This window comes from Pseudoxanthomonas japonensis, from assembly GCF_043632995.1.
Classification (GTDB): domain Bacteria; phylum Pseudomonadota; class Gammaproteobacteria; order Xanthomonadales; family Xanthomonadaceae; genus Pseudoxanthomonas_A; species Pseudoxanthomonas_A japonensis.
This window is the reverse complement of the sequence record NZ_CP171632.1, coordinates 2,070,657-2,084,033: the sequence shown is the minus strand read 5'-3', so window position 1 is coordinate 2,084,033 and position 13,377 is coordinate 2,070,657. Positions and strand designations below refer to the sequence as shown.

Below are 13,377 nucleotides of genomic sequence, written 5' to 3'. Positions count from 1 at the left end.
GAAGGTCAACCCCTGCATGGCCCGCGAAAACCCTTGACCTTCCAACGATGGCAAGGCCCATCCTAACCATACACAAATCAGCAGGAGGTGCCCCATGCACGCATTTCACATCCAGAACATGACTTGCGGCGGCTGCGTCCGAGGTGTGACGCGCGCCATCCAGTCCGTCGACCCGGATGCCCGGGTTCAGGCTGACGTTCATACCCGACGGGTGCAGGTCGTGTCCGAGCAGCCTAGCGAGATCGTGAAAGCCGCCCTGACCAAGGCGGGCTACCAGGCGATTGGCGTCGATCCCTGACGCGCCGCCCGGCGGAGCGTTCAAGCCCCATTGATCGGCTGCAAGCAGCGAAGGGGCTCTCGCCAGCGCGGTCGTCGCACGACGCTGTGCCTTGAGCGTGTGGGCCGGTTCGCTCAGCCGGGATCATCCGGGTGGTCGGGCGCCGCCGGTCGACGGCGCCGCCACGACCATCCTCGTTCGATCTCGATTTGCAGTGCAACGCTCAGGAAGGTGCGGATCAGCACGATCAGCGCAAGGATCGCCACGCCCTGGAGCGAGGGATCGATGGTGACGGTGCGGATGATGTCCGCGGCCACGAGGAACTCCAGGCCCAAGACGATCGTGCCGCCGAGCTCCTGCCGCAGGGCGTGATAGCGCGCCGTCATCCCGACCTTCGTGTGAAGGAAGGCGAACCGCCCACACGCCAACAGGCTTCCCAGCGTGATGACGCCGACACCGAACAACTCGAATCCAGCCACCGCGATTCCGATGGCGGCATGTGGCAAGTCGACGCTCATCGGCCTGTCCGGTCAATGGTGGTCGTAGATGCCCACCCCGCGAATGTCGTTCCAAGACGTGGTCTGGTGGCAGAGGTAGCATTGCTCGGGCTGCGCATTCCGGACACCCGCAATCGGCTTGGACATCATCGAGAAGTGCTCCTTGTAGTGGCTGAGCGGCGCGAGATGGCACTGGCCGCACTCGGTGGAACTGGGCAAGGGATGCCTGAACCCGGCGATCGACCACGTGCCGGTGCCGTGGCATGTCGCGCAATCGTTTCCGAACACCTGGACGTGAGGGTCCGTGGTCTTGTGGCAGCTCGCGCAGTCCAGCAGCGTCTCCTTGTAGGTCATGCCGCTGGCGAGCGAGACGTTGCCGGGCAGCGCCTCTGGCCTGTGCGCCTTCACGTGCGCGAGCAGCAGCGCGCCCTCGTGGCGCTCCGGAGCACGATCGAGCCATCGCACGATGATGTCGGTCAGCGCCGCATGGTCCATGCCGCGCAGGCTGCGACCGGCGTCATGTTCCTTGTGGCAGGCCACGCAGTTGTTCGTCTCGGCGATGTCGGCATGGAACGCCGTCGGCTGCCGCTGCAGGAGGGCGGTTTCGTTGGCATGGCAGGCAACGCAGGTCGCATCCTGCACCCCCTTGACCGGGGTGTGGCACGCCGCGCAATCCTCCTGCAGGAACGCATGCGCGCTGGACAGTGGGCCAGGCGAGGCCATGCTCTGCCACGTCGCGACGTGCAGCGTCTGCGGCACCGCCTTCCACAGCGCGAGTGCTGCCACCGACGCCAGCACCGCGAGCAGCGCGACGATGATCGTTCCCTTTCGACTCATCTGAACCAGCGCAGCCCGAAGTAGATGCCGGCCCAAATGTGCAGCGCCAGCAGGAGATAGAAGACGATCGAGAACGCGATGTGCGCCGACAGCCAGCCGGTGAACAGCTTGCGCACCCGCTCCTGGAACTGGATTGAGTACTGCAGGTCGCCGGCGCCGGACGCCAGCGGCAGCAGTTCGGCGCCGGCCTTGGCCGTGCCGGCGCCGCCTGCCGGTGCCTGCGCGTAGGCCCAGTACGCCCCATCCAGGAGGCGCCACAGGCCGTCGAGCTGTGTCTTCTTCTCGCGGATGTTCTCGGCGACGTAGCGCAGGTAATGCTGGCCGATGAACCCGGTGAGCACGCTCAGCAGCATCGACGCCGTCAGCGCGATCCCGAGCACGCTCTGGAACTTGTGCCCGCTATGGATGATGGCCAGCAGCGCGCCGATCAGGCCGAAATACACGTGCGCCTGCAGCAATGCGGCGAAGCTGTGCTCGCGGGTGAATGCGCGGCGTAGCGTGGCGCTGCGCTTGACCACGGTGTAGACGAGCGGCACCAGCAAGAACGCGGCGCCCACGATGCCGAACACGCCACCCCACAGGCTACCGGCGAAGAACGGAGCGCGGTGTACCAGGAAGCCCAGCCACAGCACCGCCAGCATCGACACGATGATCGTCGCGGCGATGCGATCGTGCCTGCCCATCTAGGCATCCACCGAGATGTCGGCCGACGCTTTCGCCTGGCAGGCCAGGATCATCCCCGACGAGCGGTCGAGCGGGGTCAGGCTGTCGTCCACCGCCATGGTGACCTCGCCCGAGAGCAGTTTCACCTTGCAGATGCCGCAGTAGCCCTGCCGGCACGCGTACTCGATCGGGACGCCGACTTCTTCGGCGGCCTCGAGGACGGTCTGGCCGGCGATCAGCGGCGCCCTTTTCCCGGATCGCTCGAAGCGGCATGTCACGGCCGCAGCGGTGTCGCCGGCTTGGCCCGGTTCGGGCGTCGCCGGCTTGGGCGGGCTCAGGAACAGCTCGGAGTGTATCGACGCCGGATCGATGCCCAGCTTGCCCAGCTCGTTGCGCACCGCATCCATCATCACCGGCGGACCGCACAGGTGGATGCGGCGCGAGCGGATCTCGGGGATCTGCCCCAGCAGTTCGGCGGTGATGAACCCGCGTGCGCCGGTCCACTCCTCTGATGACTCCTCACTCAACACGATGGACACATGCAGGTTCGGATGCCGACGGGCAAGCTGGTTCAGCTCGTCATGGAAGATCACGTTCTCCAGGTCCTTGCAGGCGTAGACCAGGTCGATCCGGCCGTTCCAGCACTGGTCGGTCAGGTAGCGGATCGAGCTCATCAACGGCGTGATGCCGACACCGCCCCCCAAGAGCACGACGCTGTCGGACTCGACGCCGCGGAAGGTGAAGCGGCCGTACGGGCCGGACGCATCGAGCAGATCGCCTTCCTGGACGTGTTCGTGGAGGTATCCGGACACGATGCCGCCGCTTTCGTGCTTGACGGTCAAGTCGCACCAGCCATGGCAGCATGGCGATGAGGCGATCGAATAAGAGCGCTTGACCTGTTTCCCTTCCGAGGGCACGGAGAGCGTGAGGAACTGGCCGGGCTCAAACTCGAAAGGCAGGGCACCTGTCCCCTCGACGGGTGCCAGGCGGAACGTCTTGACCCGGGATGTCTCCGGGAAGATGCGCGCGACCCGCAGCTTGCCGACCCAACTGCCCGTGGTGGACGCAGGCGTGCGCGCCTGCGGGGCGCCTTCGGGCGAAGCAACGGCAGGTGCCTGTACCGCGGGGCCTGGCGATACGCCGGCACGCGGTGCCGGGGAGGACGCCGGAGACGCCGGTGCTCCCGTGCGCAACGTGGCCAGCACCGCGTTCGTACGCCGGTTGCGGGCGACGTACATCCACGCACCCAGCAAGGCAAAAGCCGACAGCAGCGCCATCGTGAAGTAGTGAAAGCCCGACAGGCCGAAGACCCCGTGCGCCGGGACCGTGGTCAGGGGATCGGTCAGATTCATTTCGCGACGGAACCAGTCCAACGCGATGCCGCGCGGCGCCTGTCCTTCGGCCAGCGCGCGGTAGGCCGACAGGCCGCTGTCAAACTCGCCCCAGGCCACGCGCATCCGATCAGACGCCTCCTGCAAGCCGGCGTAGTCGTTGCGTTGAACCGCATGCGACGCCTCCGACGACAGGGTCGCCAACTGCTGGATGCCTTCGTGCATCCGATGGTGGGCGAGCTGCTCGACGCTGGCACGCCGCTCCGGCGGAAGGTCCGGCAGAGCCATCAGTTGGGGATACAGCAGCTTGTTGAGGCGCCGATCGCGACCGCACTCGTCTCCGCGGCAGCCGCGCATCATGTCGTCCATCATGCCGCCCATGGAGCCGCCCATCGACGCACCTGCCGCAGCCGGCATGCCGCCAGCCGCGTCAGGGTGATGCGCGGCATGGTCGTCATCGCCCATGCCTGCGTCAGCCGGGGGTGGGGTGCCCATCGTCATGCCCTGCATCGGGCTGCTGCCTTGCATCGATGCGCCCGCGACAGCCGGTTGCGGCGCCGCCATGTTTGCGGCTTGGTCAGCGTGATCGTCGTCGCCCATCGGCGCGTCAGCCGACGGCGCGGGTTCCATCGGCATGCCACCCATCGAACTGCTGTCTTGCGCGGCTGTCGTTCCAGCGGCCGCCGTGCTGTTGGTCTTGTTCGGTGGATGAACAGCGTGCGGATCGGCGGTTGTCTGAGCGCCGGCCGCAGCATACGCCAGCGACATCGCCAGCACGGCCAGGGCAACGATTCGCCTCCACCCCATGAAGCTCTCCGTCGACACAGCGGCCGCCTCCTACATATGGCCCATCTTCTTCTTGGCCATGCCGCCGCCCATGCTCGAATCCATCTTCTGCATGGTCGAATCGACTTGCTGCATCTGCCGCTCGCAGTTCTCCATATCCTTCTTCATCTGTTCCATGTGCTGCATCGCGGCGGACATGTCCATGTCATTGTGCGTGGACGTGTCTCCTGCCTTCATCGACATGGCCTGCTGATGCATCTGCGTGCTGCCTTCCTGCATCTGGCGGCCCATCGCTTCCATGGCCTTTCCCCGTTCACGCATCATCGTTGCCATTTCCTCCATATGCGAAGCCATGACGTCGGGCGTGGCAGGCGAATTCGGGGAAGCAGGCGACTGCGGACCCGGAGCATGTGCCGCCGGGGGATGGGGCGCCGCTGGGGCGCTCATGCTGGCGGGCGACTGCCCCATGGCGCCTGACTGACCATGCTTGTGCTTGTCGTCATCGGCCAGCGCTGAGCCGGCGAGCATCCCACCAAGCAAACAAACGATCACCAGTGACGGCCGACGATAATGCCTCATGACAACCTCCGATAAGTTGGCGGCGATTCCCATCGGGAACCGGCGGATGCGGCGCACCCACAAAAGAAACCGGTCCGCGTCTGTGGCCGGCTTGTTCGCTTCCACCCTACGTACGGCAAGCTGTCGACGGGATGACCCCGCCATTACGATGCTGCAATCGTCTCGTCATTCAACCAAGACCTTTGGATCAATGATGCGCGTATTGAATTCGCTCCTCTCGTGGACGCACTCAGCCGCCCCCGAAGTGACCAGCGCATTGCAGAAATGTAATGAATGGGTCATTCAGATGAAAGAAGAGCTTTCCTAGGCTGGCACCGGGCATACCTCCCCAGCCCATCAGGAGATTTCAATGAAGTCTGTCAAAGCGTCTTGGGTCATGATGTTGTGTGCGATGTTCGCCGTAGCCATTCCGGTCTATGCGCAGCAGCCCACCGAAGAACCGGTCATAACGCTCCTGAACGATATCGCGGACAAGCCGGAGAACCATCTGGCCATCGCCGCGTATTACCGCACGCTGGCCCGCGAAGCCCTGGCAGAAGCCGAAACGCACAAGACGATGCGCAACACGTATCGCCATAATCATCAAGCCTTCAAGAGTGGGACGGCCACGGACCAAACTCTGGCCAGACACTGCGATAAGCTGGTCAAGTTGAAGGAAGAAGCCGCTACGGAATACGAGGAGCTTGCAAAGCTCCACGAAGCCGAGGCGGCAGCGAGGTAAATGGCAGACTGCAAGCTTCCTTTACCCCGCTCTCCTCTGAGTTGATTGGAGCGGGGAATTTTCAAAGTGCAAGGCGACTATTCAGGACGAATGGTGTTAGATCCGGAGCCAGGCAGGCCGCGGAGGCCATTCGGATACCGCTATTTGTGCAGCTTGCCTTATGTTGGAACCTTGCTGCGGCTTGATCTTGATCAATGCCAGTCGGCCCCAAGAGGGCTAGTCTGGCCATCATGAGAGCTCGCACGTCCCCTACCCTGATCCGCCCAGTGTCCGCAGGCGCGGCTTCGGGCGTGCGGGAGTTGTCATGGTGAAGCTGCTCAGGCGATGGCGGCGTTCCCGTCCTCGTGCCCGACTGGCATGGCTGGGACTGTGGGCGCTGCTGTTGCAGCAGCTGGCGCTGGTGGCCTACGCCTGTCCGCTGGAATCGGTGGAAGCTGGACAAGCGACCCTGATGGTCGGTTGCGAAGAGATGTCCGCGCCGGATCCCGATGCTCCGGCGTTGTGCGACCAGCATTGCCAGCGCGATCACATCGCCACGGCCGATGCGAAGGCCCCTCAAGTGCCTTACCAGCCGGCACTGGTTGCCTTCGCGCTGGTGCAGGCTCTGTTGCCACCGGTACACGCGCAGTTCTATCGGGATGTTCCGGTGTGCGTGTCCGATCCGCCTCCCCTGCAGCGCTTCTGTAGCCTGCTGATTTAAGCCCCCTCCTGGATTGACCCGTGCTCGTGCTGCATGCGTTGCAGCGCGCTCGTTGTCCTTTGTCCGGAGGTCTTATGGAGATGTCTTTCTTCTTGCGTGCAAGGCGCAGGATGGCGTGTGGATTCGCGCTTGCCCTGGCGCTCAGTGGTCCTGTGGTGGCAGCACCGCCCGCTATCCCGATCAGCTACACAGAAGCCCTACAGCGGGCGCTTGCTAATGCCCCTACCCTGCAGGCGCGCCGATCCCAGATCGATGCCAGTACCGAAGAAGCCGCGCGTGCTGGCGCGCTGCCCGACCCACGTTTGATCGTGGGGCTGGCGAACTGGCCCGTCAGTGGACCCGATGCCTTCAGCCTGCGGGCCGATGAGATGACCACCCAGCAAGTCGGTCTGATGCAGGAGTTTCCTGCGCGTGCGAAACGACGTGCCGAGCACGCGCTGGCGCAAGCGACGCTGGCGCAAGCGCGCTCACTGTCGATGGCCGAACAGCAGATGGTGGCCCAAGCGGCCGCGCTGGCCTGGATCGAGCTGTGGAGTACGCAGCAAGCCGTAGATGCGTTGGAAGGATTGCGCGAGCCGGCACGCATAGCCGAGCGTGCGGCGCGTGCTCGCTTGGCAGGTGGCACGGCCGGGGCCAGTGACGTGCTTGCCGCCCAGGCCGCCCTACTGCAGTTGGACAATCGCCTGGAGCAGGTACATGCGGAGCACGCCGCCGCGCAGGCCGGCCTGGCGCGTTGGTTGGGTATTGCACCAGAGGCGATCTTGGCCAGTGGTGTGGCACCGGATTATTCGCAGTTGCCATTGGAGCCCACCCAACTGCTGGCCAAACTGGACCAGCACACGCCACTACTGGGCTGGGAGGCACGCCAGAGCTTAGCCCAGGCCCAGGTGGATGCGGCCGTGGCCGAAACCCGCCCGGATTGGAGTGTGGAGCTCACCTACGGACGTCGCGAGCGCGCACCCGACGGCATGGCGCGCAGCGACATGCTCATGGTGGAAGTGGGTGTGGGCCTGCCGCTGTTCCAGAAGAACCGCCAAGCACGAGGCATCGCGGCACGGCGGGCCGAGCTGGAGGCGGTGTCCGCAGAGCGCGATGAGGCCCGGCGCATCCAAGCCGAGTCGGTGCAACGCGCGATAGCGCGATGGCGCGGGTTAACCGGCCAGTTGGAGCGTCAGAACACGCAGAGCCTGCCTTTGGCGCGCGATCGCGCACGCACGGCGTTGGCCGCCTACGGCGCCGGTGCCGACCTGCAGCCGTGGCTGGAAGCGCGGCGCGATGAGATCGAATTGCAACTGGAGAACGCCCGTCTGCTGGGCGAACAGGGCCGTGCCTGGGCGGCACTGGCCTATCTGCTGCCCCATGAGGAGAACACGCCATGAGCCCGACCAAAACGCGTCTCACACAGCTCGCCGTGGCCCTCGGGTTGCTGGCGCTCGGCTTTGCCGGCGGCTACGCCTGGATGACTCGAACCTCTGATACCACCCCGCCCACCGGCACGAGCGGCGCAGATCAAGCACGCAAGGTGCTGTACTGGTACGACCCCATGGCGCCGGAGCAGCGATTCGACAAGCCGGGCAAATCTCCGTTCATGGATATGGAGTTGCTGCCCAAATACGCAGATGAGGCCATGGGGGGCGGAACGCAGATCGATCCGCGCCTGCAGCAGAACGTGGGCATACGCACTCAGGAAGTGACGGTAGAGTCACTAGGGACTGCCGTACGCGTGCCGGGCACACTGACGTGGGATCTGACCCAGGAAACCGTGGTCAGTGCGCGCATGGAAGGCTTGATCACCCAGGTGCAGGTAAAGGCGCCGTTTACCGAGGTTCGTCGTGGTCAAGCGCTGGCCACCGTGCAGGCCCCGGCATGGAACGCTGCCATCGCCGAAGCACATGCCCTGAGCCAAGCTCAGTCCGCGGGCGCGCGTGAGCTACAGGGTGCGGCGCAACAACGGTTGCGTTCGTTGGGTGTTCCCTCTGGCGCCTCGGCCAGAAGTGGCGTCGTGCTTGGCGCAGACCACAGTGGTGTCGTGACCGAGATCCTGGCACGCGAAGGGCAGACGGTGATGCCCGGTACGCCACTGTTCAAGATCAATGGGCTGGACACGCTGTGGCTGGAGGCCTCGGTGCCCCAAGCAGCGCTGGGCACCTTGCGGCCAGGGACCTCAGTGCGGGCCACGGTCAGTGCCTGGCCGGCAGAGCGCTTTGTCGGACAGATCCAGGCGTTGCTTCCCCAGGTCGACATGGCTAGTCGTACGCAGCGGGCGCGAATTGTGCTGCGCAACCCGCAGCGTCGGCTGGTGCCGGGCATGTTCGCCGAGGTTCTGGTGCAGCCCGATGCCGAGCAGGCCCTGCCAGTCGTTCCCACGGAGGCGCTGATCGCCACCGGGCGGGACAGCCGGGTCATCGTGCAGGATCCGGACGGGAGCTTCCGGCCGGTGCGGGTGAGTGTCGGACGTAGCGTGCAAGGGCGCACGCAGATCGTGGCAGGCTTGGCCGGTGGTGAACGCGTGGTCGTCTCGGGTCAGTTCCTGCTCGACTCTGAAGCCAGTCTCTCCGGTGCGTTGGAGCGCCTGGGCGCTGCACAACCGACAAGCCCTGCCAGCGCATCAGGTGTGCACGAGCGCCATGACGCCGGGCACGACCCTCGCACTGTCGTGCCGTCACCGTCCAGACAGCCTGCGCCTGTCGCGCCAGGGACCTCCACCTCTACGCCGCCGCGCTGCCCGGTGCAGTACTGGTATGACCCGATGGTGCCGGAGAAGCATTTCGACAAGCCGGGCAAGTCACCGTTCATGGATATGCAGTTGGTACCCAAGTTCGGCCCCGCCGCAGCCGCTGATTGCCAGGCAAGCGACGTCATGTCCGAAGCGATGGAGAGCACACCATGATCGCGCGCCTGATCCATGCTTGCATCGCCAATCGCGTGCTGGTGCTGGTTGCCGCCGCGCTGCTGGCGGTGGTCGGTATCTGGTCGGTAAAGAACACGCCGCTGGATGCGCTGCCGGACCTGTCCGATACCCAGGTCATCATCCGCACGCAATGGGCGGGGCAAACCCCGCGCATCATCGAAGACCAAGTGACCTACCCGTTGGCCACCACGATGTTGTCCGTCCCGGGCGTGAAGGCGGTGCGCGGCTTCTCCTTCTTCGGTGATTCGTTCGTCTACATCCTGTTTGACGATGCCACTGATCTTTACTGGGCGCGCTCTCGAGTGCTCGAGTACTTGAGTCAGGTACGCGATCGACTTCCGCCGAATGTGAATCCGGCGCTGGGTCCTGATGCGACAGGACTGGGCTGGATCTACCAGTACGCCTTGGTGGATCGGACCGGTCAACGTGATGTGGGGCAGCTGCGTGCGTTGCAGGACTGGTTTCTTCGTTATGAGCTAAAAACCGTGCCGGACGTGGCTGAAGTAGCCAGTGTGGGCGGTGCGGTGCGCGCTTGGCAGATCCAGCCCGATCCGCAGGCGTTGGCGGCCCGTGGACTGACGGTGGCCGAGCTCATCGAGGCGGTGGATGCGGCCAACGGCGCTACCGGGGGCTCGGTGATCGAACAAGGCGAAGCCGAACTGATGGTGCGTAGCGAAGGCTACCTGCGCACACAGGAGGCGTTCGAACAGGTGCCAGTAACCGGCAACGACGGTATCCCCGTCTTGCTCGGTGAGGTTGCCACGATTAGTCGGGGGCCGGTCTTCCGTCGTGGTATCGCAGAGTTGGATGGTCAAGGTGAGGTGGCCGGCGGCGTGATCGTCCTGCGGACCGGCAAGGATGCCTTGGGGGCCATTCGGAACGTCAAAGCGCGACTGCAGGCGTTGCAATCCAGCTTGCCCGAGGGCGTGGAAGTGGTGCCGGTGTACGACCGCTCCGAGCTGATCCAGGATGCGGTACGCAACCTCACCCACAAGCTTGGCGAAGAGTTCCTGGTCGTAGCGCTGGTATGCCTGCTGTTCCTGTGGCACCTACGCTCGGCGTTGGTGGCCGTCATCACCCTGCCCTTGGGTATCCTGGCGGCCTTCATCGTGATGCACGCCCAGGGGATCTCCGCCAACTTGCTGTCATTAGGCGGCATCGCCATCGCCATTGGTGCGATGGTCGATGCAGCGGTGGTGATGATCGAAAATGCACACAAGCATCTGGAGCACTGGCGGGAGGCGCACGGCCGGGAACCTCAGGGTGAGGAGCGCTGGCAGTTGATGGCCCGCTCGGCGGCCGAGGTCGGACCGGCCCTGTTCGCCAGCTTGCTGGTCATCACCCTGTCTTTCGTGCCGGTTTTTGCCCTGCAGGCGCAGGAAGGGCGATTGTTCTCGCCTCTGGCCTACACCAAGACCTACGCGATGGCCGCCGCAGCAGGGTTGTCGGTGACCTTGATCCCCGTCTTGATGGGCTACCTGATCCGCGGCCGCATCCGCCCGGAACAGCAGAACCCCATCAATCGCATCCTGATCGCTGGCTATCGGCCCATCCTGCTGTGGGTCCTCAAACATCCCGCTGTCACCTTGCTGCTCAGCGGCCTGCTGCTAGTGCTCACCTTGATCCCCTTTAGCCGGTTGGGCAGTGAGTTCATGCCGCCCTTGGAAGAAGGCAGCCTGTTGTACATGCCCACGGCCCTGCCCGGCCTGTCCGCCGACAAGGCCCGTCAGTTGCTCCAGCTCTCGGGCCGGATGATCAAGACCGTACCGGAGGTTGAGCACGTGTTCGGCAAGGCGGGCCGTGCCGAAAGTGCGACCGATCCGGCCCCGATCGAAATGTTTGAGACCACCGTGACCTTCAAGCCGCGGGATCAATGGCGCCCGGGCATGACCCCTCAGAAGCTGCGCCAGGAGTTGGACGCAGCGGTCAAGATTCCCGGTCTGACCAACCTATGGGTCCCGCCCATTCGCAATCGCATCGATATGTTGGCCACCGGCATCAAGAGCCCGATTGGGATCAAGGTCTCCGGACCCGATGTGGAGCAGATCGAGCGCCTGAGCCAGCAGATCGAGCAGGTGGCCAAGACTGTGCCCGGCGTGAGTTCGGCACTGGCCGAACGCGTCACGGGTGGGCGCTATGTCGATGTACAGGTGCGCCCGGAAATCGCTGCACGTTACGGATTCACTCAAGGCCAACTCCAGCAACTGATTGCCACGGTCGTTGGCGGTGATCCAATCGGGGAAACGATCGAGGGGCGCGAACGCTATCCCATCGTCTTGCGCTACCCCCGTGACCAGCGTGACTCGTTGCAGGCCTTGCAGGATCTGCCGCTGATCGCGCCAGGCGGTGTGCAACTGACCTTGAGCCAGGTGGCGGAGCTGTCAATCAGCCCAGGCCCGCCGATGCTCAAGAGCGATAACGGCCGGTTGGTGGGCTACATCTACGTGGATGTGGCCGATCGCGACTTGGGATCGGTGGTCCAGGACCTGCAAGCCGCGGTGCAGACCCAGGTGAGTTTGCCTGCCGGCTATGGTGTGGCGTGGTCGGGGCAGTACGAGTATCTGCAACGGGCATTGGCACGCCTGCAATGGGTGGTGCCCGCGGCGTTGGCGATCATCTTCCTGGTCATCTGGATGGTGTTTCGCCGGCTTAGCGATGTATCCATCATCCTGCTCAGCTTGCCCTTGGCGTTGGTGGGCGGTTTCTGGTTGATCTGGGGGCTGGGCCATGCGATTTCGGTGGCCAGCATGATCGGATTCATCGCCCTGGGCGGCGTTGCGGCTGAGTTCGGCGTCATCATGCTGCTGTACCTGCGTCATGCCTGGGAGCAGCGCTTGGCCAGCGGTGCGCCGGAAGATGTGTCTACCCTGCAAGAGGCTATCTACGAAGGCGCCGTGCAACGGGTGCGCCCGAAGGCGATGACGGTAGCCGTCATCCTGGCCGGGTTGTTTCCCCTTTTCGTCGGTGCCGGTGCCGGCTCGGAGGTCATGCAACGTATCGCCGCGCCGATGCTGGGTGGCATGCTCACCGCACCGGTGCTCTCTATGGTGGTGATTCCCGCAGCGTTCTATCTGGTGCGGCGACGTGGATTGCGCGCGGCGCGGGGCGACCAATGAGAGACAGACTGAGCACTTGAGGTAAGTCCCCACAAAAAGACGCCAGTCATGGAAGAAGTCATGACTGGCGTCAAAGGGGAGAGTACCGCCTACATGCTTACTTATCAGTGCCCGGCGTGCGGGGAAATCTCAAAGCTCAGCGACGCCCGATCCGACACAAAATCCAAACCCTTTTGTGTAGAGGGCACCATGTGATTGGTGTGGATGTACCAGGTCTTGGCGGTGGTCACCTGGAAACTGGCTTGGCCTTGGGCATCGGTGCGCAGGAGCGTAGCGCTACCGTGCCCACCGTTGACCGGTGCGTCAGCACGATGACCGACGTACACGCGTAGGTTGGGCACTGGCGTGCCCTGCTGCAGCACCTGGAACGACAGCTGTTCGCCGACCTTCACGCTTCCAGGATTGCGGGCCAAGCGGATCTCCAACGGATAGCCCAGCGAGGCAGCGAAGTCGTCAGTCAGTTTCAAGCCCACTTGTCCAATGGCACGGGCATGCTTGGTATAGCTATAGGTGACCCCTTTGGGAAACTTGCTCGCATCATAGGTGGCCAGGGTATCGGGCAAGTCTTCCAACTCCAGGTACTTGCCGAACTCGCTGGCCGTACGGGTGCTGGTGGAAGCCATCGTCGAGACCCCCAGCAGATAGGTGCCCTCGCCCGCCGGATGCACGGTGAGCTGGCTCTGCTTGCCGACCTCTTTCCAACTGGCCAAGTCCGGGGCAGCCTTAGCGCCGCCCTGACTCAGCGAAACGTCCTGTAGACGCGCTCGGGTGACTGCACCTGCACTTTCATCGAAGGTGCCATTGTTCACCAACGCTGTGTTCGCCTCGCCCGCTGCGGTGCCGGGCTTGGAGAACGCGACAAACAGGTCGTGCGCGCCGGCGCTGCCGGCCACCGCGAACAGCAGTAGTGCGGCGGATAGTTGCGTGTTTCTCATGATGTGTAGCTCCTTGGGATCGTG

The 13,377-nt window shown here is 64.2% G+C and carries 12 protein-coding genes; 6 read left to right on the top strand and 6 right to left on the bottom strand.

Translation table 11 applies throughout. From position 1 onward, the window contains the following. The first annotated feature begins 94 nt into the window (after positions 1-94). Positions 95-298, top strand: a complete 204-nt coding sequence (locus ACGHX3_RS09460) for a heavy-metal-associated domain-containing protein (protein WP_162407209.1) — start codon at positions 95-97, stop codon at positions 296-298. 113 nt (positions 299-411) lie between these two features. Here ACGHX3_RS09460 and ACGHX3_RS09455 read toward each other — a convergent pair whose 3' ends face one another. Genes ACGHX3_RS09455 through ACGHX3_RS09435 form a run of 5 tightly spaced genes read right to left on the bottom strand, consistent with a single transcriptional unit; the run spans position 412 to position 5,075 of the window. Continuing rightward, positions 412-795 carry a DUF1622 domain-containing protein gene (locus ACGHX3_RS09455; RefSeq protein ID WP_054665533.1) on the bottom strand — a complete coding sequence of 128 codons (384 nt, stop codon included), beginning with the start codon at positions 793-795 and terminating at the stop codon, positions 412-414. Between the two features lie 12 nt (positions 796-807). Next, positions 808-1,611, bottom strand: a complete 804-nt coding sequence (locus tag ACGHX3_RS09450) for a cytochrome c3 family protein (RefSeq protein WP_054665529.1) — start codon at positions 1,609-1,611, stop codon at positions 808-810. Then, entirely contained in the window at positions 1,608-2,294 is a 687-nt protein-coding gene (locus ACGHX3_RS09445) for a hypothetical protein (RefSeq protein ID WP_394697205.1), read from the bottom strand. Before ACGHX3_RS09445 ends, ACGHX3_RS09450 begins: the two co-directional genes overlap by 4 nt. After that, on the bottom strand, positions 2,295-4,430 hold the full coding sequence (locus ACGHX3_RS09440; protein ID WP_394697204.1) for a 2Fe-2S iron-sulfur cluster-binding protein: 2,136 nt from the start codon (positions 4,428-4,430) through the stop codon (positions 2,295-2,297). A gap of 12 nt (positions 4,431-4,442) precedes the next feature. Further along, complete coding sequence (locus ACGHX3_RS09435; protein ID WP_170298374.1) at positions 4,443-5,075, bottom strand: hypothetical protein; 633 nt, start codon at positions 5,073-5,075, stop codon at positions 4,443-4,445. A 244-nt stretch (positions 5,076-5,319) separates the two neighbouring features. Here ACGHX3_RS09435 and ACGHX3_RS09430 point away from each other — a divergent pair, with 244 nt between their 5' ends. From ACGHX3_RS09430 to ACGHX3_RS09410, 5 genes are all read left to right on the top strand, one after another. Next, positions 5,320-5,691: a hypothetical protein gene (locus tag ACGHX3_RS09430; RefSeq protein ID WP_056878756.1), complete on the top strand. Its 372-nt coding sequence runs from the start codon at positions 5,320-5,322 to the stop codon at positions 5,689-5,691. A 304-nt stretch (positions 5,692-5,995) separates the two neighbouring features. Beyond that, the gene (locus tag ACGHX3_RS09425) at positions 5,996-6,391 is read left to right on the top strand and encodes a hypothetical protein (RefSeq protein WP_056878755.1); all 396 of its coding nucleotides are present in this window, start codon (positions 5,996-5,998) and stop codon (positions 6,389-6,391) included. A gap of 74 nt (positions 6,392-6,465) precedes the next feature. After that, on the top strand, positions 6,466-7,770 hold the full coding sequence (locus ACGHX3_RS09420) for a TolC family protein (RefSeq protein ID WP_394697203.1): 1,305 nt from the start codon (positions 6,466-6,468) through the stop codon (positions 7,768-7,770). Next, a complete protein-coding gene (locus ACGHX3_RS09415; RefSeq protein ID WP_394697202.1) occupies positions 7,767-9,281 on the top strand; it encodes an efflux RND transporter periplasmic adaptor subunit in 1,515 nt (504 codons plus the stop codon). The genes ACGHX3_RS09420 and ACGHX3_RS09415 overlap by 4 nt, the downstream gene beginning before the upstream one ends. Further along, on the top strand, positions 9,278-12,418 hold the full coding sequence (locus ACGHX3_RS09410; protein WP_394697201.1) for an efflux RND transporter permease subunit: 3,141 nt from the start codon (positions 9,278-9,280) through the stop codon (positions 12,416-12,418). Before ACGHX3_RS09415 ends, ACGHX3_RS09410 begins: the two co-directional genes overlap by 4 nt. 104 nt (positions 12,419-12,522) lie before the next feature. Here the strand turns inward: ACGHX3_RS09410 and ACGHX3_RS09405 are convergent, their stop codons facing one another. After that, positions 12,523-13,353 (bottom strand): DUF4198 domain-containing protein, encoded by an 831-nt coding sequence (locus tag ACGHX3_RS09405; RefSeq protein WP_394697200.1) that lies wholly within the window; start codon positions 13,351-13,353, stop codon positions 12,523-12,525. Positions 13,354-13,377: the final 24 nt, after the last annotated feature.